A 25,300-nucleotide genomic window follows, 5' to 3' on the forward strand; every position below is an offset into this window, starting at 1 on the left:
ATTAAAACCAATATACTGTATTGTTAATTGTTACAATTTTTAGTAATAAGTGATTGTCCATCCATATTCCAAGAGGATTGAATATCAATACACAAATGTGTTAATGCTGTAACAGCTACATCAACCATTCTTGGGGTATTATCATAATTGTTCACATTGACAGTCTGACCAACTGTAGCATCTTTCCACTCTCCATTAGTTAAAGTACCGCTGGCCGAATTTGAACTTGAATCTGTAATAGTATCCCCTGATCCTTCATTCAATTTCCAATACCCTTGTAAATTGTCATATTTAGAGTGGGTATCATCCAATGCTTTACATTTCCAGGAGTTAACATCATCAGCACTCAACAAGGTGTTAAAAATCCTTACTTCGGCAATATATCCATTATAGGCATAAGCATTTTTGCCATCCGCACCAATAGTAAAAGGAAATGTATTATCTATATCTCCAATAGAAGCCATTGAAACACTATTTTTAAGCGCACCATCAATATATACATCTAACATGCCATCACGATCAAAAGTTGCACTAACCGTATGCCATTCATTATCAGTTATTTCTTCTGTCTCTACATCTACTCTATTTGTACCATCCCCAACATTAACTTTAAATTTTTTGGTACTGGGTTTAAAAGAAAATACATATCCTGGATAAAAGCCACTTTGCCAGTCTTTTTTCGCTACAATACTCACATCGTTTGGCGCCGTGGACCTAAAACGGCATTCAATAGAAAAATCCTGAGATACACCAAAACTATGGACACTATTGTTAGGTATACTAATTCTTGATGCACCATTAAAAAACAATTCCGTAGTGCTATTTAAACAGTTATTTACTGGGGGAATTGTTGTTTGTGTTGTTATTTTGGCTATTTCTTTCTTTGGAATATTCTTTCCACTTGCAATTATAAATATGGTACGTTCTTCCTCACTATCTCCTCCATGGGAAGTTCCCAAACCTCCATGATCTGTACTTACCAAAATGAGCCAATCTTCCTTATTGTAATTAGTACGAGCGTTAACAGCTGCTATCACATCTCCTATAGCTGCATCAACCGTTTTAATAGCACTAATATAATTTGGGTTATCTGGACTAAAGCCAAAACCATGACCTGCATGGTCTACATCATCAAAATGAACAAATAACGCTGTTAAATCAATGTTGGCTAATTCTGAAACAGCTTTATTTTTTGTATCACTTGTAGAGTCTTGGGTATTTACTATTTTATCAGCCTCTCCATTTACAATGATGTCATTAATAGGGTGCCATTGACATACAGATACGGTTCTGTAATCTGAATCCTTATCTTCAACATATTTAAAAAAATGTGGATAGCTTGAAAACTTAGCTCCGCTAAATGAATTGTCCACAACACCATGCTTTTCCTGCCAAACCCCGGTTAACATGGATGACCATCCAGGACCACTTGAAGTTTTCCTTATATTTCTAGCGTCTAAGGAATAGGTGCCATTGGCGATTAAAGCATCCAAATTGGGAGTATTTGCTATTGTTAATGCATCTGGCCTACAGCCATCGATACCAATGACCAAGACCTTTTTAATTTGATCTGTAAATTCTGGCATGATTGGATCATCACTATCATTTTTACTACTACAGGATGCTAATATTACACTAAGTATTATTAAAACTATACTTTTAGAATAGGAAATCTTTATTTTTACCATAACATTTAAAATTATTGGTCAAAAGTTATAAATATCTAAAAAAAAGAGGAGTATATGTAATATATGCCCCCCTCTCTCATGCAAACTAAATTAAAACTAACGCAACTTACTATTCATCATAAAATCACATACAGAAATCAACATCCTAAAAACTATTTTATCAAGTAATTATATGCCAACAAACTTATTCATTTAACTAAAATAATTGTAATATTAGTAAAAAATATTTTTTAAATTATACTATTAGTATATTTTTTTTACTTTTGTGAAAATTTTAGTTTAAATATTTAGTGACTTAAATAATGGAAATAAATAACAGAAATTACCCTAGACAAAAGAAAACAATAATAGGGATTTGTATGGATGGTACTTCATACCCATACTATGAAAAGGCAAAACACGTTATGCCAAATTTGCAACGTTTTATAAACGAAGGCTCGTTTGGTTTAGTAAAAAGTGTCATTCCTTCATTTACAAACCCAAACAATATGGCTATTGTTACCGGGGTAACACCAAAAGTAAATGGTATATGCGGTAATTTTTATTGGGACACACAATTACAAGAAGAAGTGATGATGAACGACCCGAAATACCTAAAAGTACCAACCATTTTATCTGAACTGAGTCATAACGATCGTAAAGTTGCTGTTGTTACTGCTAAAGATAAACTAAGAAAAATGCTGGCCCATAATTTAAATGGCATCTGTTTTTCTGCTGAATTTGCCAATCAAGCCACTTTAGAGGAAAATGGCATTGAGAATGTTGAAAGTGAATTAATGGGTAAAGAAAGACCAGGCATATACGATCCTTATATTTCAGTTTACTGTATTGAAGCTGGCGCAAAACTTTTGCAACGCGAACATTATGATGTTATGTACTTAACCACTACCGATTTTGTACAACATAAATATGCGCCTGGAAGTGAAGGTGCAAACGATTTTCTAGCAAAAATTGACTACTGGTTAGGTGAGCTTGACAAATTGGGTGCTATTGTAGGTGTTACGGCAGACCATGGTATGGAAGCTAAAACAAATGCAGATGGATCGCCAAATGTACAGTTCATTGAAAAACTACTGAACGAGCAAGGTATTAGCACGAGGGTAATCCTACCAATTACAGATCCTTATGTAGTGCACCATGGTGCTTTGGGAGGCTATGGAACCTTATACCTAGATGATAAGTCACAACTGGAAGCTGCGAAGGCCTATCTATTAAGTTTAGATGGTATTGAAAAAGTGTTGACCAACGATGAAGCCGTTGAAGCTTATGAATTGCCATCCGATAGAATTGGAGATCTAGTTATACTTTCAGATGCTGCAACAACCATAGGAAGGACGCCAGAGTGGCATGACCTAGAAAAGGTAAAAGAAGGATTGCGTTCCCATGGCAGTGAACACTGCCAAGTGGTTCCTATGATTTTTAACAAGAAACTGAATAGTGAATATGCAGAAAAATTAGCTTCTGGAGAAAGCAGAAACTTCGATTTATTCCATTTCCTTTCTAACGGATTTTAAATCAGTTAAGCCTTAAAAACCTATTAAAGTCATAAAATAACAAGTTGGAATAATGGAAAAAGACAGTCATAAAAACAGTGATGGTATTATAGAATTTGGTGCCATAATTAATGGCAAACAAGTTAAAACTGGAGAATGGATTGAGGTATTCAATCCATACACCAAAAAATTAGTAGGTAGGGTTGCTTCTATAAATACTGATACCTTGGACAAAGTTTTAACCGATACCAAAAAAACAAAAATAAACCTCACACGCTATGAACGCTATGAGATTTTAAATAATATTGCTAACGAGCTGGAAAAACGTGTAGATGAAGTCAGCCAGATGATTACCGATGAAACTGGTCTCTGCTTAAAAGACACACGCTATGAAGCCAGTCGTGTTTCCGACGTGTTACGTTTTTCGGCCATGAAGGCTCTTGACGATGATTCACAAGTGTTTCCTTGTGATGTATCTAAAAATGGTAAACCCAGAAGAATTTATACCACTCGGGTCCCCTTAGGTTTAATTAGTGCCATTACACCATTTAACCATCCTATGAACCAAGTGGTCCATAAAATAGCACCTGCTATTGCAACTAATAATACCGTGGTATTAAAACCATCTGAAAGAACACCGCTTTCTGCCTACTATTTTACACAATTGGCACTGGATTGTGGCTTGCCGCCCAACATGCTTAACTGTGTGAATGGCAAAGACATTCAAGCCACATCCGAGATGATGACCGTACACCCTGAAATCACCATGGTTTCATTTACTGGAGGCAGCAAAATTGGAAAAATAATCGCTTCTAAAGCAGGCTACAAAAAGTTGGTTTTAGAACTAGGTGGCAGCTCAGCTTTATTAATATTAGACGATGCCGATATTGATGAAGCGGTTGAAGTCACCATGGCTGGAACCTTCAAAAATTCTGCACAACGCTGTACAGCTATTAGAAGGATTTTGGTGCATGAAAGTATTGCAGACGAATATGCTTCCAAATTGGCCAAACGCGTTAGCGCATTAAAATATGGTAATCCGTACGATGAAAATAACGATATGGGAACCGTAATTACTGAAGAAGCCGCCATTGAAATGGAAAGACGTGTACAAGATGCCATAGCTAATGGTGCCGTGTGTTTGGCAGGCAATAAGCGTGAAGGTGCACTATTTGCTCCAACGGTTTTAGACCATATTAAAAATAATCACGAAGTTGTTGCTAAGGAAACCTTTGGTCCGGTAGCTCCTATTATTCGTTTCTCTACATTAGATGAAGCAATAGACATTGCCAACGACACTCCTTACGGTTTATCTGGTGGAGTAGTAAGTAATCATTGGCCATCCATTCAACGTGTCATTACAGAATTGGATACTGGAACCGTTAATGTAAACGAAGCACCAAGCTATCGATTGGAGTGGACTCCTTTTGGCGGTGTGAAAGATTCTGGATTAGGTTACAAAGAAGGTGTTATTGAGGCCATGAAAGCGTATACTTATGTAAAAACCTATTCCCTCCCATGGGATATTGCATAACCATGAACTATACTTAAAACCATAACAAACTTTAAATTATTTTAGGGTTTGTTCTAGCAAAACACAATATTAAATTAACTAATAACATTATATGGTTTTTCTAAGTCTTTCAAAACAACAAAGATTTAAACCAAGCATAAAACCAACAATATTTTATGGAAATTAAAAGAAATGTATTATTGAACCCTGGACCAGCTACGACCACAGATTCGGTAAAATTAGCGCAAGCGGTACCAGACATTTGTCCGAGGGAAAAAGAATTTGGGGATCTTATGGAGTTTTGTTCCACAGAAATAACGAGATTCGTTGGAGACCCAAAAGAGTATGCTACAGTATTATTTGGAGGATCGGGCACAGCAACAGTAGAAGCTATTCTAAATTCTGTAATTCCAGACAGTGGCAAGGTATTAATTATAGATAATGGTGCTTACGGAAAGCGGATGTGCCAAATTACAAGTGTTTATAAAATCCCCACTGTTGTTTTTGAATCGTCTTCAATTGAACCAATTGACTTAAGCGCTTTGGAAGACACCATTAAAAACACTGATGGATTGACACATTTGGCCATGATTCACCATGAAACCACAACTGGGTTGTTAAATGACATTGCTGCTGTTGGTGACATTTGTAAAAACCACAGTATTAGTTTTATAGTAGACTCTATGAGTGGGTTTGCCGCCATTCCAGTAGATATGAAAGCCATGAATATTGACTTCTTGGCAGCAAGTTCGAATAAAAACATACAAGGTATGGCAGGTATAGGTTTTGCCATTTGTAATAAAAAAGCATTAGAAGCAACGGCTTCCATACCTATGCGAAGCCTATATTTAAATCTGTATGCGCAATACGCTTACTTCGAGAAAACACATCAAACCCGTTTCACCCCTCCTGTACAAACGTTTTATGCCTTAAAACAAGCTATCGTTGAAACACAGGAAGAAACCATAGAAGCCCGCTATGAGCGTTATTCTAAGTCTTGGGAAACCTTGTTGGATGGTATAGAAGCTTTAGGATTAGAGTACTTGATAGATAGAAAATACCACTCAAAAATCATTACGTCTATTATAGAGCCCAAAACAGAAGCTTACGATTTTGATGAAATGCATGACTATTTCTTCGATAGAGGATTTACCATCTATCCTGGAAAAGTAAATAATTACGATACCTTCAGAATTTCCAATATCGGTCAAATTGACCACAACGATATCAAGGCTTTTCTTGAAGTATTAAAATCGTATCTTGCTAAGATAAATTTCTCATAAACCACTAAAACATGGATGATATTTTAGTAAATCTAGGAAAGCAATTAAAAAGAGTGCGTTTAAGTAAAGAATTGAGCCTAAAGCAGGTTGCCGAAATGAGTGATGTAAGTACAGGCTTGATTTCAAAAATAGAAAATTTTAGGACCACGCCCTCACTTCCTGTTTTACTAAAAATTATGCAAGCCCTGCAAATAGATTTAGGCGAATTAAATCTAATGTCCAACAACACAGAACCCTATGTACTAATAAGACATGGGGAAGGTGAATTAGAGGATCGTGAAGACTCCATGGGCTTAGAATATACCTTTCTGTTTTCCAATTCATTATCAGACAGCACACTACGTACTTACATTGTTAGGGTTAATAAAGGCGTTTATAGAGAACCTATTTCAACAGATGCCGTTGAGTTAATTTATGTTGTAAACGGGAAACTGGATTACATTATAAATGAAGAATCCATTGTTTTAAATGAAGGTGATATTCTATTCTTTGATGGCTCTGTTCCCCATGCTGTCCATAATAAGTATTCTGAAAATGCACAATTACTAAAAATGTATTTCATACAGAAAAACCCTTTTTAATTTATGCCCTTAACCACTGAACAAAAGTATTGGAGGAAACGCGTATTCCTCCTAACTTGGTTGGCCTATGCTGGATTTTATTTTTGCAGAAAAAACCTATCGGTAACCTGGAGTTCCATGGAGGCCGATCTAGGTTTAGACAACTCTGACTATGCCTCTATTATTTTTGTTTACAGTTTAATTTATACCATTGGTCAATTTGTTAATGGCTATCTGTCGGATAAATTTGGCCCTAGAATAATAGTGAGTACAGGTCTATTCTTAGCAGCCATAGCTAATATTTTTTTGGGCTTATCGTTTTCTGTTGGTATTATTATTTTCTTAATATCATTAAATGGTTATGGACAATCTACAGGCTGGAGTGGCTTAATTAAAAACATGACGCCTTGGTACAGAAGTAATGAACGGGGAATTGTTATGTCATGGTGGTCTACATGTTATGTAACAGGAGGTTTTTTAGCCACGGTTTTTGCTACCTATACGGCGTTCGATATGGATTTTATGTCTGAATTGGGCTGGAAAAGAGGCTTCTTTTTTCCATCTATGGTACTTGTAGTTATAGCTTTCCTTTACCTACTATTCACAAGAAACAATCCACAAGAGGTTAATTTGTCTTCAATACTTGAAGACAAATACCAAACAGACAGCGATGATAATCAAGATAATATTAAGATTTTAAAAATTTTAATCAAAAACAACGCTCTTTGGATCTATTCCAGTTGTTATTTTATTCTCAAACTTACACGATACGCCTTTTTATTTTGGCTACCAATATACTTGGAAAAAGCCTTGAATTATGATGTTAACGACTCAGGATATATATCATCGGTTTACGAGCTTATAGGTTTTTTTGGCGTTATATTGGCTGGTTATTCTTCAGATAAGCTTTTTAAATCCAAGCGATTCAGTACCGTGGCCTTAATGATGCTAGGTTTGGCCGCTGTATGTTTATTACATGGCACATTAGTGTCCTTTGGTAAAATGGGAGTTATATCAAGCATCGCTTTAATTGGCATTGCCACTTATGGGCCAGATTCCCTCATTTGTACCGCAGGCGCAATGGATGTTGGCGGCAAAAAAGGAGCAGGAATGGCTGCAGGGATTATCAATGGAACAGGTTCTATTGGACAAATGTTTTCAGGGTTTATCGTTGTAGCCGTTAATGAAGCTTATGGTTGGGATAACCTATTTAATTTCTTTGTTATTTTATCTTTAGTTGGTGGTGGATTAGCTGCCTTGAAATGGAATTATAAAAGTCCTGAAAAATATATTTCTTAAATAAATTTTGTCATAACTAAGAGAAAATAAATCATGTAATATTTCTATTTTAAAATTTAGAATCTATATTGTACAAATGCAACAGTATAGATTAGGCATTCTTTGATACTAAATTCTAAAGAAAATAATAAAATTTAATTTCCACGTTCAAATTATTAGAAACAAACACAATATCTTATTGATTTACAACACCTTAAATTAGTAATCGATCACATGAAATTAATAATATTATTGTATTTCATCGATTTTTTTTGCGTTTTATAGATGTTTTATAAATTTTTTATCCTATATTCGTGTCCATAAAACAGTTATTTATCTAAAATATTTATTAAATGAGTTGATAAAAATTCTAATTAACTGTTTTATAACAGATTAATATTAATTAATCTATGTGAAAATTTTTATGATCCTACTAATAGGAAATAAGGGTATTTCAACGAGTATTTTTGACATATACCGAAGGACATTCTAATTTTACATATCCCTCATAATTGGTTAATAGCACGTAAAACCTATAATTAGTTCGTTTTTTAAAGAAAGTAAGAAAACGAACCTGTTTACGTTTGTGCAATGCCCTAAATATTAACAATTTATGAAGAGAAAATACTTTTTTAAGTTTCTTTATATCTTAAGTAGCCTATTATTTTGCAGTTCGCTGTTAGCAAATAATTTTTACTTAAAAAGGAGTCCTGCTCCTTCTTCAAATAATGACACCCCTTATTATGGCTTGATTTCGGATTATGCTAAGTTGCTTGATAATGATAATAGAAAAGTAAATGTTAATTATTCTGACTTAAGCAACCTTACTAATAGTGCAAAAAATCCAGTCTTAATAACTCCAAACCTTATATGTCCTGGAAATATCAATCTAAGTAGCGATCTAAATTCTTGTGATGCCATAATAAATGAAGTTGATTTAACTCCCACTTATGATGTAAGTGTTATATCATTAAATTGGACTATGACAGGAGCTGTCAATGATTCGAACAATTCTCTTGGAATAAACATTATTCCAGATTATAATTTTCCTGTTGGCACAACGACAATACAATATACTGCAGACGACGGATTAGGTAATTCTGATAGTGTAGAACAGTGTTCTTTCGATGTGATCATTACCGATGATGACAACCCAACAATTTCAGGGTGCCCAACAGACATCAACCAAGGTACAGATGCCACTGGCTGCAACGCAGTCGTTACGTGGACTGCGCCCACCGCTGCTGATAATTGTGCCGTAGCAAGCTTTACGAGCACCCATAGCTCTGGCGATACGTTCAACGTTGGAACAACTACCGTAACTTATACCGCAACAGATGCTGAAGGCAACTTCTCAACTTGTTCTTTCGATGTGATCATTACCGATGATGACAACCCAACAATTTCAGGGTGCCCAACAGACATCAACCAAGGTACAGATGCCACTGGCTGCAACGCAGTCGTTACGTGGACTGCGCCCACCGCTGCTGATAATTGTGCCGTAGCAAGCTTTACGAGCACCCATAGCTCTGGCGATACGTTCAACGTTGGAACAACTACCGTAACTTATACCGCAACAGATGCTGAAGGCAACTTCTCAACTTGTTCTTTCGATGTGATCATTACCGATGATGACAACCCAACAATTTCAGGGTGCCCATCAAACATTACATTGGACAATATCTCTGGAACCTGTAGTAATACGGCTACTTGGACACCACCAACAGCTAGTGATAATTGCTCGGTAACACTCACAAGCACACATACCCCGGGAGACACATTTAATGTTGGCACTACAACTGTTACCTATACGGCAACAGACCCTGCTGGTAACACCGATACGTGTAGCTTCACGGTAACCATAAATGATAAAGACCCTCCTGTTGCTATTTGCAAGGACTTTACAATTATTCTTGACTCAGATGGTGCCAATACCCATGGAGACAAATTAAATGTGAACGATATTAACAATGGTAGTTTTGATGCTTGTGGTAATGTGAATGTTTCATTTGCCGATGGAGGGAATACCATGAACATCTTCTGTACAGATGTAGGTATCATGCAAGTCGATATGATCGTAACTGATAGTGCTGGAAATACATCAACATGTACTGCCAACGTAACTGTAGTTGATGACATTGATCCTGTTGCCATATGCAGAGCAACTCCACTAACCGTACAATTAGACAATACCGGGAACTATACTTTAGATCCAGCCTTATTGGATAATGGAAGTAACGATGGAGCAAACCCTTGCGGGGTTACTTTATCTTTAAGCCAATCGAACTTTGATTGTACGGACGTAGGTTCTAATACAGTAACTTTAATTGCCACCGATGGAGGAGGCAATACAGATACTTGCGACGTTACTGTAATTATAGAGGATAACGTACAGCCTACAGCAGTTTGTCAATCTTATACAGTTTATTTAGATGCCAATGGTAATGGCTCATTAACCGCAGCAGATATTGATGGTGGGTCTACCGACGCTTGCGGCGTTGTTAATCTAGTTGCTAGTAAAACGACTTTCGACTGTTCCGATTTAGGTCTTAATTCGGTGAGATTAGATGTTACAGATACTAACGGTAACGCTTCTAGCTGCTTTGCAGATGTAACGGTCGTAGACAATATCCCTCCCATAGCTCCAAACTTAACTAATATATTATGGGGTTGTGATTACACGCCAGCTATACCAACAACTACAGACAATTGTACTGGTGGTACTATTTCAGGTGTTCCTGATGTAGCATTACCTATAACCACTACAACTACCATTACCTGGATATTTACTGATAATGCCAATAACCAATCTACATCAACTCAAACTATAACCATAGACCCTGTTGTTTGTAATACATCAGTAACCCAACAAGTTAGTTGTTTTGGAGGCTCTGATGGTATTGCTACCGTTAGCGGGTCTGGGGGCAATGGCCCTTATACCTATAATTGGGGTGGTTTAGACCCTAATGCATTACCAGCCGGCACGCATACAATTACAGTAACCGACTCCGAAGGTTGTTCTAGCACCTGTACGGTAACCATTACAGAACCTACACAATTAACGTCCGCAATAACAAATCAATCCACTAATTTATTCTGTTTTGATGGTCCAACCGGATCAATAACAGTAGCTGGAGCTAATGGTACGTCACCTTATGAATATAGTATTGACGGTGGCCCATTTCAAAGCAGTGGCACGTTTAACGATTTAATAGGTGGCTCCCATACAATAACAACAAGGGATACTAATGGTTGTACTGTAGATATTTCAACCACTCTTATTGGTCCTACAGAAGCACTTATAGCAGATGTGCAATTAACCGACGCCAATTGCTTTGAACCTGGCTCTAAAGGTGTGGTTGTTCAAGGACAAGGTGGAAATGGTGGATATGAGTACCAAATGTATGGTGACGCCACCGTAACCTGGACTAGCGATGGCGATTTTGGAGGTCTCATAGATGGTACCTACTACTTCGAGGTTAGAGATTCTCAAGGCTGTGTATCAGCTCCTGTTGAAGTTACGATAAATGAATCGACACGTTTACAAATAGATATCCCAAGTTGGCAAAATGTATTATGTTATGGGGAAGCCACCGGTAGTGCTAGTGGCGTTATTACTCAAGGAGGTAAAGCACCATATACCTATTTATGGGATGACCCCTCAGCACAAACCACTTTAGCCGCCACAGGTTTAGCTGCCGGCACATACACTTTAACGGTAACAGATTTTTATAATTGTCCGGTTACCGCAACGGTCACGATAACAGAACCTGATGACATTACGATTTCTGAAACGCATGTAGACGTTAATTGTCATGGAGATAATACAGGCTCCATAACAATAACAGCAACTGGCGGTACACCAGGATATCAATACAATATTAACAATGGTATTTACCAAGGTAGCAATACCTTTACAGGGTTAAGTTCAGGAACCCATACAATGGGTGTTTTGGATGCTAATGGCTGCGAAAAACAACTGGATGTGGTCATTACAGAACCTACTCCTATTACCGCGACATACACTACTGATACGATTGGTTGTGCTGAAGATAATAATGGGACAGCTACCGTAACAGCATCTGGGGGTGTAGAGCCCTATACGTATTCTTGGAGCAATGGACAAACCGGAGTCACGGCCACTGGATTAGCAGCTGGACCACATACAGTAACAATTACTGATGCCAACAATTGTATATTAGTACAAAATATAACCTATTCTAGTCCAGATGCCTTAACCGTAGCCATGAGTACTACAGTTACTTCCGGTGTTGGACAATCGGATGGTACGGCTACCGCAACACCTACCGGTGGTGTGGGGCCTTATACCTATTTATGGAGTAATGGCCAAACTAGTTCTACTGCAACTGGTCTAAGTCAAGGCTCTCATTCTGTTATCGTTACTGACAGCAAAGGGTGTCAAGTTACAGAAACGATTATAGTTGCAGACATCATCAACATTGTACTAGATTATGAAGCAGCCTGTGACCCCAACTTATCTGTGGATTTACAAAGATTATATGTAAGATTACTTGACCCGAATGGGGTTCCACTAATTACGGGTGGCTATGGAAATTTAACCTATACCTGGAATTTTGGAGCTAATGTACAATCACCCAGTAATCCTTACACAACTGTAAACGACAATTCAACTATTGAGGTTATTTATACTATTGGAGGTAACAAAACGGTTGCACTTAGCGTTACTGACGAATCCGGACAAACGGTAAGTTATTCCTTCAATATATTTATTGACTCCTGTATTGAGTTCGATGTAGAGTGTGAACGTTGCGTTTCTCAGGATTATCAGTTATTAGATTGGTATGTTGGAGATGTTAATGGCGATCCTCTTGGTTCTTGTGGTATTCCAGGAACAGTTATTACTGAAGACGTTTATATTTGGTTTTATTTAGATCATGGAGATAATACCAATTATAACCTTAACGTAGTTGCAGAATATGTTACTACTCACCCATTAACTGGAGAGGTAACAGTAGAATCTATTGAAGAATGTTTATATGAAGGTGAAAAAATTGGTACTGGGGCCGCTTACTTATTTATTGATAATAGCTATGTTTGTGGTAGTACCATAGAAATATCAAAATTCTTAATCTCCTGGACCAAATTAGCTAAAACTCCTTGCGGTCAAAGAGAGCCAAAGTGTTTTTGTCCAGGATTTGATATTACTGTAAGCTCTCCTTTGAGTGCAATTGCTACTGCAACGGATATTTTATGTTACGCAGGAGCCAACAATGGCACTGCAACTGTTAATGCCTTTGGTGGTACACCTCCGTACACATATCTATGGACTACCAACGATGGTAGTGGTTTAGACCCAACCTCACAAAGTCAGACTGGACTGAGCCCTGGAACTTATACGGTAACGGTTACCGACTCCAACACCTATTACGATGAGGATTTAGAAATGACCGTTTCAGACCCTTACACCTTTACAACCTCCGTAACGGTTGGGGAACCACCTGAATTAACCATAGATAGTTTCGACCCTAACGTGCCTCCATGTCATGGTGGATCGAATGGGTATGCCCAGGTTAATGTTTCCGGTGGAACAGCACCTTATACCTATGTCTGGTCTAACGGACAAACAACACAAACGGCCACTAATTTAAGTGCTGGCACATATAGTGTAACCGTTACCGATGCCAATGGATGTACCGATTTTGCCTCTTTAACAATTACGGATCCGCCATTGCTTACAGCAACAGCTATTGGTACAGAACCACTCTGTTTCGGTAACAGCAATGGTACTGCAATAGTAACTCCTGCCGGAGGAACACCAGGACCTGGATATACATACTTATGGAGTAATGGTCAAACAACTCAAGAAGCTACAGGTTTAGCAACAGGCAGTTATTCCGTTACAGTAACAGATGCCAACAATTGTACAGCTACAGCTAGTGTTACTATTGGCCAACCAACAGCCTTAGACGCAACAACCTCCAAAACTAATGTATTTTGTAATGGAGCTGCTGATGGAACCGGCACTATAAATGTTACTGGAGGTACTGCACCTTATACATATCTATGGAGCAATAGTCAAACTACTCAAACGGCATCAGGTCTTGCCCCTGGAACTTATAACGTAGTGGCAACAGATGTTAATGGCTGTCAGATTTCAAGAAACGTAACCATTACACAACCAACTGTACTGACCTTATCCACTGAATTCAATGAACCACAATGTTACCAAGGCGCCAATGGTGGAACAGCAAAAATTTATCCGTCAGGTGGTACGGCACCATATTCCTATTTATGGAGTGATGGGCAAACTACTCAAACCGCAATTAATTTAGCTGTTGGAACCTATACCGTAGATGTTACAGATGCCAATGGATGTACGGAAAATGCATCCATAGATGTAACCCAACCTTTAGAAACAACCGCGAATGCAGGTCCTGATCAAGATTTAAGTGTTGCAAATTGCGGTGTAACCTCAACAGTTTTAAATGCCTCAGGAACAGATTCTAATGGCACTCCTTTACCCGGAAGTTGGTACATAGTATCCGGTACCGGAGGTAGTTTCTCTAGCATAACCGATCCTAATGCGATTTTTACAGGTCAAGCAGGTACAACCTATCAATTACTTTGGGAGATTGATTGTGATCAAGATCTTGTTGTGATTTCATTTGGAGAAGGTTGTAATACCTTGGACTTTGATGGTGACAATGATCACGTAACATTTCAGAATGAATACAATTTAAGTGGTCCTTTTAGTTTTGAAATCTGGGTAAAACCGGATCCTACCCAAAATGACGGTGGAGCCAATAATGCTATACAAACCATTTTCTCGAAAAGAGACGTATCAGACCTCTCTCATGGATACGATTTAAGATTAGAAGGCACAAATCTTTCATTCAGGTATAACAACGGAGGTATTATATCGGCTTCTAATGCTTTAGGAACCAATAGATGGTATCATATTGCCCTAACATATGATGGATCTGATTATATTTTATATGTAGATGGTATCCAAGTAGGTTCGGGAACTGGTACTATACCTATTTCAAATAGTGACGAATTTATGCTCGGCGCCATGGATCAAAATCCCGCTGGTGGTAATCCAAACCCTGTTAATTACTACAGTGGATGGATGCAGGAATTACGTATTTGGAACACGGCCTTAACGGTGGAACAAATACGCCAAATGATGAACCAACCTATTGTCAATAACGGTACGGCCACTACAGGAACTATTGTACCAATAGATGTTGCAGGTTTAAATTGGTCTACTTTAACAGGTTATTATAGAATGCTTCAACCTGCTGCACTCTCGGGAACAGGTTACTTGACATCAACTTTTGGAATTGGTCCAGACGGACAAATGCGCAATATTGAAACCACCCAACAAGAAACAGCACCACTACCATATGAATCTGATGAGGATGGCAATTGGAATGCCGTTAACACAACTGGAAATGATGCTGCTTCTCCTTGGAAGTGGGGACACTCTGTATGGGACCACCCAAATAGCACAGGTATTAATGGAGATCCTATAGATTGGAATATTGTAAGAACAGGGCATAATATTACTTCAGATTTACAAGATGTAACCCTACTTGGACTACTTGTAGATACTGCCGAACTTACAATTACTAACACTGGCACTCAAGATGAAAACAATCTTGGACATGAACTAAATATTTCACATTATTTACTTTTAAATGGGTTAATTGATTTGATTGGTGAATCGCAACTCATTCAGAAAAAATACGGGTATTATGATCATGACAACAATGCAAGCACGCCGGAAATAACTAACCAAGTAAGCGAAAGTATTTTGGACGCTGCTAGTTCTGGACACTTAGAACGTGACCAACAAGGGCAATCTAATTTATATAATTATAATTATTGGAGTTCACCCGTAAGTCCTACTTATAATGGGGCGTACAACGTTAGTGGTGTGTTAAAGGATGGTACAGATACTAACAATCCATTACCTTTACAATGGACTAGTGGATATAATGCTAATCCAACTACATCTGGTATTACTTTGAGCAGACGCTGGATATGGGCATTCAAGAACAATCCTATTAACTTTTATGCTAATTGGGAATATTTACAAGAAACAGGAACTTTAACCCCAGGTCTAAGTTTTACAATGAAAGGTAGTGGTGCCTCTGGAAATGAACAAAATTATGTTTTTGATGGACTTCCCCATAATGGAACCATCACAACACCAATATCATTTGGCAATGAAGCATTGGTTGGAAATCCATACCCATCTGCCTTTGATGCTAGAAAATTCATTAAGGACAATATCCCAGGTGGTAACCCAGGCACCTCCTCGAGTTTTGATGGAGCCCTTTACTTTTGGGTACATTACGATACAAATAACACACACGTACTGAGAGACTATCAAGGTGGTTATGCACAACTAACCTTAATTGGTGGAAATCAAGCCGTGGCACCATTAATAACCATTGATGGATATGAAATAAGTGGCTTAGGATCATCCAATAAAATACCGGACTATTATATTCCTGTAGGGCAAGGCTTTTTTGTGTATGCAGTTGAATCTGGTTCTGGTTCAGGGGATGTGACCTTCCATAATAGACATCGCATTTTTAAAACTGAACAAGGTGGAGAGTCTGTGTTTATGAAACAAACCAATACGAAAGGAAAAACAAATACGCCTGTTCCACAAAATAACCAAGAAATTGATGATATACAAAGGGTTCGGTTATTATTTAGGACACCTGAAGGAGCAAAACGACCGTTATTATTAGGGTTTACTCCCGATAACTCAGCTACTGATGGTTTTGATTTTGGATATGACGCCATAAATAGAGAAAACCACCCGAACGATATGCTCTTTAGAATTGGTGACAAAAATTATATCATTCAAGGCGTTGGGGCATTTGATGAAAACAAGGAATATCCCCTTGCTATATTTTCTGAAACTGGAGGACTAATTGAAATTCATTTAACCGGATTGGAAAACTTACCTTCAAATACCAAAGTCTATATATATGATTCTCTATTAGGTAATTATACAAAAATCAATAATCAAGAATTCAATATAACTTTAGATCCGGGTACGTATCTTGACAGATTTTATGTGACCTTCTCTAAAAAGAATTCCCTTTCCACTAATGATGAGTTACTTGAGCAAATAGGAGTTAATTACCTTCAAAGAACCAATGAAATACATGTTAAAACAAACAATAATATAATTTTAAAGAAAATATATTTAATCAATATTTTGGGGCAAACAATCAATAAATGGGATATATCCAATACGGTTCATTTTTCAAATGATATAAAAATTCCAGTAAGAAATATTTCAGAAGGTAGCTACATAATCAAGGTTCAAACAGAAACAGGATCGATAAATAAAAAGATAGTTGTTGGACAATAAATAACTAAAAGTAAAAAAGTGAAAAATGGACTTCTTGTCCATTTTTTTATGTATTTTATCGATTAACAGGTTATATATTTTACACTTTATCGTATTTTTTTGTATTTTGTCGTTATATTACTAATTTTGTTTTATATTGCATCAGCAATTTAATTTAATGTCTATTAAACCCCAAATCTAATGACAAAAATTACTCGCTTATGTTTAATACTTGCTATCCTATTCCTTTTTAATGGAATAGTTAATGCAACTAATACAAACAATGCTAATAATTCTAAAAACTCTTCTTCAACTTCAACAGAAATTCAAAGAGTTCGTATTTATTTTACATCTCCAAATGGGATTATAAGATATTTATTATTAGGTTTTACATCAGATGATAGTGCAAGTGATGGTTTTGATTTTGGATATGATGCCTTAAATAGAGACGATCTTCCAGACGATTTAAATTGGATGATTGACGATGATAGATATTTAATACAAGGTGTTGGAGCTTTTGATGATAACAAACAATATCCACTCGGGATGTTTTTGAAAAATGATGGAAACATTAAGATTGACCTCCAAGAACTTGAAAATTTTGAAACTCCCATAAATGTTTACATATACGATTCACTTTATGAGACTTATACAAAAATAAATAAGGCCACCTTCACTGAGAATATGACTAATGGCGAATACCTTGATCGTTTTTTCATTGCTTTTAAAGACAATTCTAGTGCTTTAGCTAAAAACAGCCTATCAACAACAGATGAATCTATAGAGTATGCTCAAATAAATTATTTAAGAAGCACCAAAGAGCTATTCGTTAAAACCAGTGATGGAAGCAATATAAACAAAATAACTGTTTATAATATTAACGGTCAAAAACTATATTCAAAAAATAATCTAAGGGATAACCTTATAAAAACCAACCTATTAAATTTAAATAGTAATCATGCCATTGTAACGGTTGAAAGTGATGATGGTAAAATGTCCACTAAACAGCTTATAATAAATTAAAAGAATTAGTCATTACAATCAATCTAAAGTGTTTAAAAAATAATTTTTTTTAGACACTTTTTTTATACATATACTTTATACAAATATTTAAAGTTGTGTATTTCATCGATTTTATTTGCATTTCATAGATTTTAAATATAATTTTATAATATAAATATTAACCCCAACTAAAACTTAACCTAATGAGAACACTTTCATTCAAAAGAAAGTATTTCATTATCATAACCTGTTTATTGTTATGCAAAAGCTTAATGGCTTTATGCTATAGTGTAAAATCAATAAACAGGCAGAACTTAAGCCCTCCAAACAAACCTTCCAAATTAGACTTTGATGGTATAAATGATTATATTGATTTTGGTGACAACACGGCTTTTGAATTTGATACTACATTTTCAATGGAAGCCTGGATACTTCAAGAAACAACAGTATCTACAGGAACAATCATTTCCAAAAGCAACACAAAAACATCAAATGGTAGCGGATATCAATTCACTATAAAAAACAACCATCCCAATCTTAAGTTCTATAATAATTTCGGCTTAATACTAGTTGATATAACCTCCCCATATCCCATAACTAATAATCGCTGGTATCATATTACTGCCACCTATAATGGTTCATTGGCTAAACTATTCATAGATGGAATAGAAGTTGGAAGTGCTAGTTCGACCCCACCATCTTATGGTGATGAAAAATTCTTAATAGGTGCAACGTATAACAGTGATACACCTACTTCACCCAATAATTATTTTAATGGTTTTATTGATGAAGTACGCCTTTGGAATATAGCCCTGACACCTGATCAAATACATGAAATGATGAATCAGGAAATTGAACAAGATGGTGTCGCCATAAAAGGTAAAATCATTCCTTTGAAAATCTCTGGCGGTTTGCTTTGGAACAATCTGGAAGGTTATTACAACATGAACGCTAACGATGCAACCGATAAATCCAGTTACGCTAGAAATGGAAGTCCAGAGAATATGACTACTAAACAGGAACAAACTGCCCCTCTTCCCTATACAACAAAAGCTAACGGCAATTGGTTAGATAAAACAACTTCTACACCCTGGAGCTTTGGGGATACGGTTTGGAATTCCCCCAATACCATTGGTATTGATGGCGTTACTACAATAGACTGGAATATTGTTAAACTTTCCCATACTATAAACGGCCCAAATAGCAACATTACCCTGCTTGGTTTAGTCATGGACACCAACAGCCAACTCAATATCGCCAACCCCAATGAACCATTAGATGAATTAAACACTGGCCATGCACTATATATATCCCATTATTTAAGGTTGGATGGCAAAATAGATTTAATAGGGGAATCCCAACTCCTGCAAGATGAAGGTTGTATTCTATCAGAAGCCAGTACAGGTACACTGGAAAAAGACCAACAAGGCACAAAGGATATGTTTACCTATAACTATTGGTCTTCTCCCGTTGGTACAAACAATATCGCAACAGACAGTACCAGTACCCAAAACAATTTTACGGTACCAGATGTGTTAAAGGATGCTGTGGTCTCCTCAAATCCACTGGACATAGCATTTGCCTCTTCGGGATACGATGGGGCTCCAGGCATAGCTAATACTGTAGGAGCCACCATTGCCGATTATTGGATTTGGAAGTATGCAAAAAAAATAGGTTACACCAATTCACAATGGCAACATATGAGAAGCACTGGAACCATTTATCCAGGAGAGGGTTTCACCATGAAAGGAGTCGATAATACCCATGGTGCGATTTCCCAAACACAAAATTATGTTTTTAACGGAATGCCAAATAATGGAGACATCGCATTAACAATTGCTACCGGAAATGATTATTTAGTAGGCAATCCATATCCTTCAGCCTTGGACGCCAGCGCATTTATAAAGGACAATATTAGTATGGTAGCTGGAGGGAGAAATACAATTAATGTTATTAATGGTTCCTTATATTTCTGGGATCATTATGCCAATAGCACCCATGCCATACAGGATTACAAAGGAGGCTATGCTACCTACTCACTTATGGGTGGTATTCCTTCCATAAATAATGACACACGAATTAACACCACAGGAAAACCGAAAACAAAAACACCCGAGCAATACATTCCTGTAGGTCAAGGTTTTTTTGTATTTGCCAGAAACACCGAAGACAACAATACCCTGTTACTAGGGGGAGATATTGCTTTTAAAAATAGCCAACGGGTGTTCCAAAGAGAATCGGATGCCTCCTCCACTATTTTGAAATCTACAAGTTTCAAAAATATTGTAAATAAAACAGTAGATGTCAGACAAAAAATTAGGTTACTGTACAGTTCTCCCAATGGCTATTATCGTGAGTTACTCGTAGGTGTTGACGAAAATGCCACTAGTGGTTTCGACATAGGCTACGATGCCGATTTATTTGAAGACAACAAGGAAGATATGTATTGGTCTATAGATAGCGGTGCTAAACTAACCATTCAAGCCGTTGCCAATTTTAATAGTGAACAAGTGCTTCCATTGGCTATAAAAACCAATGTTGACGGATTATCATCCCTTAAAATTGACAAATTAGAAAATGTTGATTCCGATAAACTGATTTACCTTCATGATAAGGCACTAAACATTTACCAAGATTTGAAGCAAGAACCTTATGAAGTTTTTCTTTCTGCCGGTGAGCATACAGAGCGTTTCGAAATCACTTTTAAAAATTCCAACGCTCCATCTTTAAGCACTAACCGTATTGATAACAACTCTTTAAATGTCTATTTCTCGAATGAAAAACAAAGCTTTATTCTTCATAATCCTAAATTAAAGGAAATTAAAGCCATTAAAATATATAATGTAATAGGTCAGTCTATTTATGAGTTTACAAACCTTAAAAATGAAAATTACCAAGAGCTTAAAGCAAAAAAAACACCTACTGGAACCTACGTCATAAAAATGGAAACGATAGACAGTACACTATCGAAAAAAGTGCTCATATATTAAGTTTTAGTTCATGTTAGTTTGAGTTAGTCGCTTTATACCCCAAATCTACCATTAACTCTGCTAATTACGAGAGTCTCAAAATAATTTGGGACTCTCTATTTTTGTTTTAATTTACCAATTAAAGCTTCAAGACTTACCTGCTCCTGATCTCCCTTGACCATATTTTTAAGCGTATACATATTGGATGCTATTTCCGATTCACCTACTAAAACCACATAAGGAATATTACGCTTATTGGCGTGATTCATTTGCTTTTTCATTTTAGCAGCATCAGGATAAAGCTCTGCATTAATACCATTTGAACGCAATTGTTTAATTGCCTTGAGTGAAAATAAGGCTTCCTGTTCGCCAAAATTAATAAACAGTACCTCAATATTTTTAGTCACTGTTTCTGGAAACAGGTTCAACTCTTCCAACACCAAATAAATACGGTCGAGCCCAAAACTAATACCCACTCCACTTATATCTTTCATGCCAAAAATACCCGTTAGGTCATCATAACGGCCACCGCCCCCAATGGACCCCATTTTTACTGAAGTTGGTGCAGCTACTTCAAAAATAGCTCCTGTGTAGTAGTTTAGTCCTCGGGCTAAAGTTACATCCAGTTGTAGTTTTGCAGTATATAGATCCAATTCGGAAATAGCCTTATCTATAAATGCTATTTCCTGAATACCTTTTAATCCAACTTCTGATGTTGACAAAATAGCTTTTAGACTTTCTATTTGGTCTTCAAAAGTTCCCGACAAAGAAAATAATGGCTGTAGCTTAGTAATTCCTTCTTCTGAAATGCCTTTAGAAAGCATTTCTTCCTTCACTTTATTCTCGCCTATTTTATCCATTTTATCCAAGGCCACAGTAAAATCGATAAGCTTATCACTAGCACCAATGACTTCAGCAATACCCGATAAAATTTTACGGTTATTGATTTTAATAGTAACACCCTTCAGCTTTAAAGCTTTGAAAACACTATCATATAATTGAATAAACTCAACTTCTTGCCAAAGCGATTTACTGCCTACTACATCTGCATCACATTGGTAAAATTCCCTAAACCGACCTTTTTGAGGTCTATCTGCTCGCCAAACAGGTTGGATTTGATAACGTTTAAACGGAAATTCTATCTCGTTTTGGTGTTGTACCACATAACGTGCAAAAGGCACTGTTAAATCGTAGCGCAGGGCTTTTTCGGAGATACTGGCCGTTAATTCATTCGAGTCCTTATTTTCAATGGCCTCCTGATTTGCCTTCACCAAATAATCCCCTGAATTCAATATTTTAAATATCAACCTATCCCCCTCATCTCCATATTTACCCATTAAGGTTTCGGAGTTTTCAAAACTTGGGGTTTCTATAGGTTGAAAACCAAATGTTTCAAAAACACCACGAATGGTATTGAAAATATAATTGCGCTTGGCAACCTGCTCTGGATTAAAATCTCGGGTTCCTTTTGGAATACTTGGTTTTTGCATTATTGGTCATTAAGCTTTAGACATTAGGCTTTAGTAATTAGTTCAGATTACTCTTCTACTGCGCTCAGTGTGACAAAAATAATAGTTTTAATGGATTCCTGCATTCGTAGGAATGACAAATCTAATTAATTAGCTTATCAAAATATTGATACAGATCGCCTTTGGTAATGACTGCACCCTGCTCTATCATTTTAAACTTATCTAAATTTTTATCATCGCTATAATCCTTATCAGCTTGAAAGAATTCAACATTCTCATCCATCAGGTTATCCCTAAGCCACTGATAACCCTCCTTAGTGGTAATATCTACATCGTTTTTAACATTTAAAACAATGGCACTCATATGATCTTCACCCAAGTGAAACAAATACATGTGTTGAGCAGAGATGTGCTCTAAATATTCCGCTTGGTTTAAAACCCCTTCCCAAATGAGATCACTAAACACATCTAATTCGGTTTCGGCCAGCTCGGGTTTGTTTTGCTTTAAGTTGGTCCACTCATCGGCCGTGATGGATTGGGTTGCCAAAAAGTTTATGAATTCCTGGTGCAATTCTTCAAATTGTTCTTTGGTAAGTCTGGAATACTTCATTTTTAAATATCATAAAAAAAGCCCCAACTAAGGTTGAGGCTTGAAAATTATATACTATAAAATTAGTTAGCTTGTGCAATAACTTCAAAAGGTAATTCAACAGTCACCTCTCTGTGTAAACGTACAATAGCAGTATATTTGCCTAAACGTTTTACGTTTCCACCAATCACATTGATGAATTTTTTGTCAATCTCATGACCTTCTTTCTCTAAAGCAGCAGCTACATCAATATTGTTTACAGAACCAAATAATTTATCGCCAGCACCAACTTTAGAAGTTATTTTAACCTCTAAAGCCTTTAATGCTTCAGCAGTTTTATTGGCATCGTCTACAATTTTCTTTTCTTTATAAGCTCTTTGCTTTAAATTCTCTGCCAAAACCTTCTTGGCAGATGGCGTAGCTAAAATAGCATGGCCTTGAGGAATTAAATAATTTCTACCATAACCGCTCTTAACTGTTACAACATCGTCTTTAAATCCTAAGTTTTCAACGTCTTGTTTTAATATAAGTTCCATCGTTATCGGTATTTTATTTTAATAAATCTGCTACGTAAGGCATTAAAGCTAAGTGACGCGCTCTTTTTACAGCTACAGAAACCTTTCTTTGATACTTTAATGACGTTCCTGTTAAGCGACGTGGTAAAATTTTACCTTGTTCGTTTACAAACTTTAATAAGAAATCTGGATCTTTATAGTCTATGTACTTAATACCAGACTTTTTGAAACGACAATATTTCTTTTGTTTGTTGGTTTCTATATTAAGCGGAGTTAAATACCTGATTTCTCCGTCTTTTTTTCCTTTTGCTTGTTGATCTATTGATGCCATAATTAAGCTTTTACTTTAAGTTTTTCTCTTCTTCTTTCTGCCCAAGCTACAGCGTGTTTATCTAATTTTACGGTTAAGTAACGCATAAAACGCTCGTCACGCTTAAACTCTAGCTCCAATTGACCAATTGCATCACCTGCAATGGTGTACTCAAACAAATGGTAAAAACCACTTTTCTTGTTTTGAATAGGGTAAGCCAATTTTTTAAGCCCCCAATCTTCTTTAGATACCATCTTAGCCCCTTTTGAAACAAGAAAATCTTCATATTTCTTTACTGTTTCCTTTATCTGATCTTCAGATAAAACGGGATTTAAGATGAAAACAGTTTCGTAATGATTCATAAAAATCTAATTTATTGTTAAAAATGGGTGCAAAAATAGCTAAATATTTCATATATTGCAAGTGAAACCCAACTTATTACAACTAGTTATAATGTCATTCATTAAATGTTAAATTTTTGTTAAATTAAGCATTTAATCGATGATTTTTGGTTTTTAACCGAATTTTTTGTACTATTGTCGATACTTAACCGAAATATTAAAATGTTATGACTTTAAACTGTGTAGTAGTAGACGACTCAGCAATACAGCGTCTCTCGATTGTAAAGCTGGTAGAGAATCATCCATCGCTTAACTTAATTGCAGAGTACAGCAGTGCTCTAGAAACAAAGAATGGTTTAAATACGCACCAAGTTGATCTTATCTTTTTAGATATTGAAATGCCTGTGTTAAATGGTTTCGAACTTCTAGACGTATTAAATAACAAACCACAAATTATTTTTGTTACCGGTAAAACCGAATATGCCTTTAAAGCATTTAATTATGATGCTACCGATTATTTGCATAAGCCTATAACAAAAGAACGCTTCAACACCTCTGTAGAAAAAGCCCTAGAACAACACAAATTAAAATTAGACTTTAGCGAGGAAGAAGGCGAACATATTTTTGTGAAAAGTAACCTTAAAAAACGTAAGGTATATATAAAGGATATTAAATGGATTGAAGCTCTTGGGGATTATGTAAAATTAGTTACCGAAGAAACTAGCCTTGTGGTATTGTCTACCATGAAAGCCTTTGAAAAAGAATTACCTGAAAATAAATTTTTAAGAATCCATAAATCTTATATTGTTAACTTAGATAAGATTGATCGATTTAATAGTAAAAATGTTGAAGTTGGCGCCTATGAAATTCCTTTAAGCAGGAATAAAAAAACCCAATTGGTTGATGCTTTAAATAACATTTAGGGATTTTGC

15 protein-coding genes are annotated in these 25,300 nt (G+C 36.3%); 9 read left to right on the top strand and 6 right to left on the bottom strand.

The window, feature by feature from the left end:
• Positions 1 to 23: 23 nt before the first annotated feature.
• Complete coding sequence (locus K7G79_RS03300; protein ID WP_223549124.1) at positions 24 to 1,688, bottom strand: alkaline phosphatase family protein; 1,665 nt, start codon at positions 1,686 to 1,688, stop codon at positions 24 to 26.
• 302 nt (positions 1,689 to 1,990) lie between these two features.
• On the opposite strand from K7G79_RS03300, the gene phnA reads away from it, so the two are divergent.
• The 8 genes from phnA (at position 1,991) to K7G79_RS03340 (ending at position 21,165) form a co-directional block, all read left to right on the top strand.
• Positions 1,991 to 3,202 carry a phosphonoacetate hydrolase gene (phnA, locus tag K7G79_RS03305; RefSeq protein WP_223549126.1) on the top strand — a complete coding sequence of 404 codons (1,212 nt, stop codon included), beginning with the start codon at positions 1,991 to 1,993 and terminating at the stop codon, positions 3,200 to 3,202.
• Between the two features lie 52 nt (positions 3,203 to 3,254).
• A complete protein-coding gene (locus K7G79_RS03310; protein ID WP_223549128.1) occupies positions 3,255 to 4,715 on the top strand; it encodes an aldehyde dehydrogenase family protein in 1,461 nt (486 codons plus the stop codon).
• A gap of 155 nt (positions 4,716 to 4,870) precedes the next feature.
• Positions 4,871 to 5,977, top strand: coding sequence for a 2-aminoethylphosphonate aminotransferase (locus tag K7G79_RS03315; RefSeq protein ID WP_223549130.1), 1,107 nt, complete (start codon positions 4,871 to 4,873; stop codon positions 5,975 to 5,977).
• An 11-nt stretch (positions 5,978 to 5,988) separates the two neighbouring features.
• Positions 5,989 to 6,558, top strand: a complete 570-nt coding sequence (locus tag K7G79_RS03320) for a helix-turn-helix domain-containing protein (RefSeq protein ID WP_223549132.1) — start codon at positions 5,989 to 5,991, stop codon at positions 6,556 to 6,558.
• 3 nt (positions 6,559 to 6,561) lie between these two features.
• Positions 6,562 to 7,836 carry an MFS transporter gene (locus tag K7G79_RS03325; RefSeq protein WP_223549134.1) on the top strand — a complete coding sequence of 425 codons (1,275 nt, stop codon included), beginning with the start codon at positions 6,562 to 6,564 and terminating at the stop codon, positions 7,834 to 7,836.
• A 592-nt stretch (positions 7,837 to 8,428) separates the two neighbouring features.
• On the top strand, positions 8,429 to 17,194 hold the full coding sequence (locus K7G79_RS03330; RefSeq protein ID WP_223549136.1) for an HYR domain-containing protein: 8,766 nt from the start codon (positions 8,429 to 8,431) through the stop codon (positions 17,192 to 17,194).
• A 180-nt stretch (positions 17,195 to 17,374) separates the two neighbouring features.
• Complete coding sequence (locus K7G79_RS03335; RefSeq protein WP_223549138.1) at positions 17,375 to 18,196, top strand: T9SS type A sorting domain-containing protein; 822 nt, start codon at positions 17,375 to 17,377, stop codon at positions 18,194 to 18,196.
• 182 nt (positions 18,197 to 18,378) lie between these two features.
• On the top strand, positions 18,379 to 21,165 hold the full coding sequence (locus K7G79_RS03340) for a LamG-like jellyroll fold domain-containing protein (RefSeq protein ID WP_223549140.1): 2,787 nt from the start codon (positions 18,379 to 18,381) through the stop codon (positions 21,163 to 21,165).
• A gap of 95 nt (positions 21,166 to 21,260) precedes the next feature.
• Here the strand turns inward: K7G79_RS03340 and hisS are convergent, their stop codons facing one another.
• The 5 genes from hisS to rpsF all read right to left on the bottom strand — a co-directional run bounded on the left by hisS (position 21,261) and on the right by rpsF (position 24,389).
• Positions 21,261 to 22,637, bottom strand: coding sequence for a histidine--tRNA ligase (gene hisS, locus K7G79_RS03345; protein ID WP_223549488.1), 1,377 nt, complete (start codon positions 22,635 to 22,637; stop codon positions 21,261 to 21,263).
• A gap of 118 nt (positions 22,638 to 22,755) precedes the next feature.
• Positions 22,756 to 23,223, bottom strand: coding sequence for a DUF6495 family protein (locus tag K7G79_RS03350; RefSeq protein ID WP_223549142.1), 468 nt, complete (start codon positions 23,221 to 23,223; stop codon positions 22,756 to 22,758).
• Between the two features lie 62 nt (positions 23,224 to 23,285).
• Complete coding sequence (gene rplI / locus K7G79_RS03355; RefSeq protein ID WP_223549143.1) at positions 23,286 to 23,738, bottom strand: 50S ribosomal protein L9; 453 nt, start codon at positions 23,736 to 23,738, stop codon at positions 23,286 to 23,288.
• Positions 23,739 to 23,751: 13 nt separating this feature from the next.
• Positions 23,752 to 24,048: a 30S ribosomal protein S18 gene (gene rpsR, locus K7G79_RS03360; RefSeq protein WP_130938278.1), complete on the bottom strand. Its 297-nt coding sequence runs from the start codon at positions 24,046 to 24,048 to the stop codon at positions 23,752 to 23,754.
• A 2-nt stretch (positions 24,049 to 24,050) separates the two neighbouring features.
• Positions 24,051 to 24,389 carry a 30S ribosomal protein S6 gene (gene rpsF, locus K7G79_RS03365; RefSeq protein WP_223549145.1) on the bottom strand — a complete coding sequence of 113 codons (339 nt, stop codon included), beginning with the start codon at positions 24,387 to 24,389 and terminating at the stop codon, positions 24,051 to 24,053.
• A 206-nt stretch (positions 24,390 to 24,595) separates the two neighbouring features.
• Here rpsF and K7G79_RS03370 point away from each other — a divergent pair, with 206 nt between their 5' ends.
• Entirely contained in the window at positions 24,596 to 25,291 is a 696-nt protein-coding gene (locus tag K7G79_RS03370) for a LytTR family DNA-binding domain-containing protein (RefSeq protein WP_223549147.1), read from the top strand.
• Positions 25,292 to 25,300 lie beyond the last annotated feature (9 nt).

The organism is Aestuariivivens sp. NBU2969 (genome assembly GCF_019931125.1).
In the GTDB taxonomy this organism is placed as follows: Bacteria; Bacteroidota; Bacteroidia; order Flavobacteriales; family Flavobacteriaceae; genus Aestuariivivens; species Aestuariivivens marinum.

What these genes read in the sequence shown, in the direction of transcription:
- K7G79_RS03300 (WP_223549124.1), bottom strand. Translation starts at nt 1,688, where the DNA reads ATGGTAAAAATAAAGATTTCCTATTCTAAAAGTATAGTTTTAATAATA.
- phnA (WP_223549126.1), top strand. Translation starts at nt 1,991, where the DNA reads ATGGAAATAAATAACAGAAATTACCCTAGACAAAAGAAAACAATAATA.
- K7G79_RS03310 (WP_223549128.1), top strand. Translation starts at nt 3,255, where the DNA reads ATGGAAAAAGACAGTCATAAAAACAGTGATGGTATTATAGAATTTGGT.
- K7G79_RS03315 (WP_223549130.1), top strand. Translation starts at nt 4,871, where the DNA reads ATGGAAATTAAAAGAAATGTATTATTGAACCCTGGACCAGCTACGACC.
- K7G79_RS03320 (WP_223549132.1), top strand. Translation starts at nt 5,989, where the DNA reads ATGGATGATATTTTAGTAAATCTAGGAAAGCAATTAAAAAGAGTGCGT.
- K7G79_RS03325 (WP_223549134.1), top strand. Translation starts at nt 6,562, where the DNA reads ATGCCCTTAACCACTGAACAAAAGTATTGGAGGAAACGCGTATTCCTC.
- K7G79_RS03330 (WP_223549136.1), top strand. Translation starts at nt 8,429, where the DNA reads ATGAAGAGAAAATACTTTTTTAAGTTTCTTTATATCTTAAGTAGCCTA.
- K7G79_RS03335 (WP_223549138.1), top strand. Translation starts at nt 17,375, where the DNA reads ATGACAAAAATTACTCGCTTATGTTTAATACTTGCTATCCTATTCCTT.
- K7G79_RS03340 (WP_223549140.1), top strand. Translation starts at nt 18,379, where the DNA reads ATGAGAACACTTTCATTCAAAAGAAAGTATTTCATTATCATAACCTGT.
- K7G79_RS03350 (WP_223549142.1), bottom strand. Translation starts at nt 23,223, where the DNA reads ATGAAGTATTCCAGACTTACCAAAGAACAATTTGAAGAATTGCACCAG.
- rplI (WP_223549143.1), bottom strand. Translation starts at nt 23,738, where the DNA reads ATGGAACTTATATTAAAACAAGACGTTGAAAACTTAGGATTTAAAGAC.
- rpsR (WP_130938278.1), bottom strand. Translation starts at nt 24,048, where the DNA reads ATGGCATCAATAGATCAACAAGCAAAAGGAAAAAAAGACGGAGAAATC.
- rpsF (WP_223549145.1), bottom strand. Translation starts at nt 24,389, where the DNA reads ATGAATCATTACGAAACTGTTTTCATCTTAAATCCCGTTTTATCTGAA.
- K7G79_RS03370 (WP_223549147.1), top strand. Translation starts at nt 24,596, where the DNA reads ATGACTTTAAACTGTGTAGTAGTAGACGACTCAGCAATACAGCGTCTC.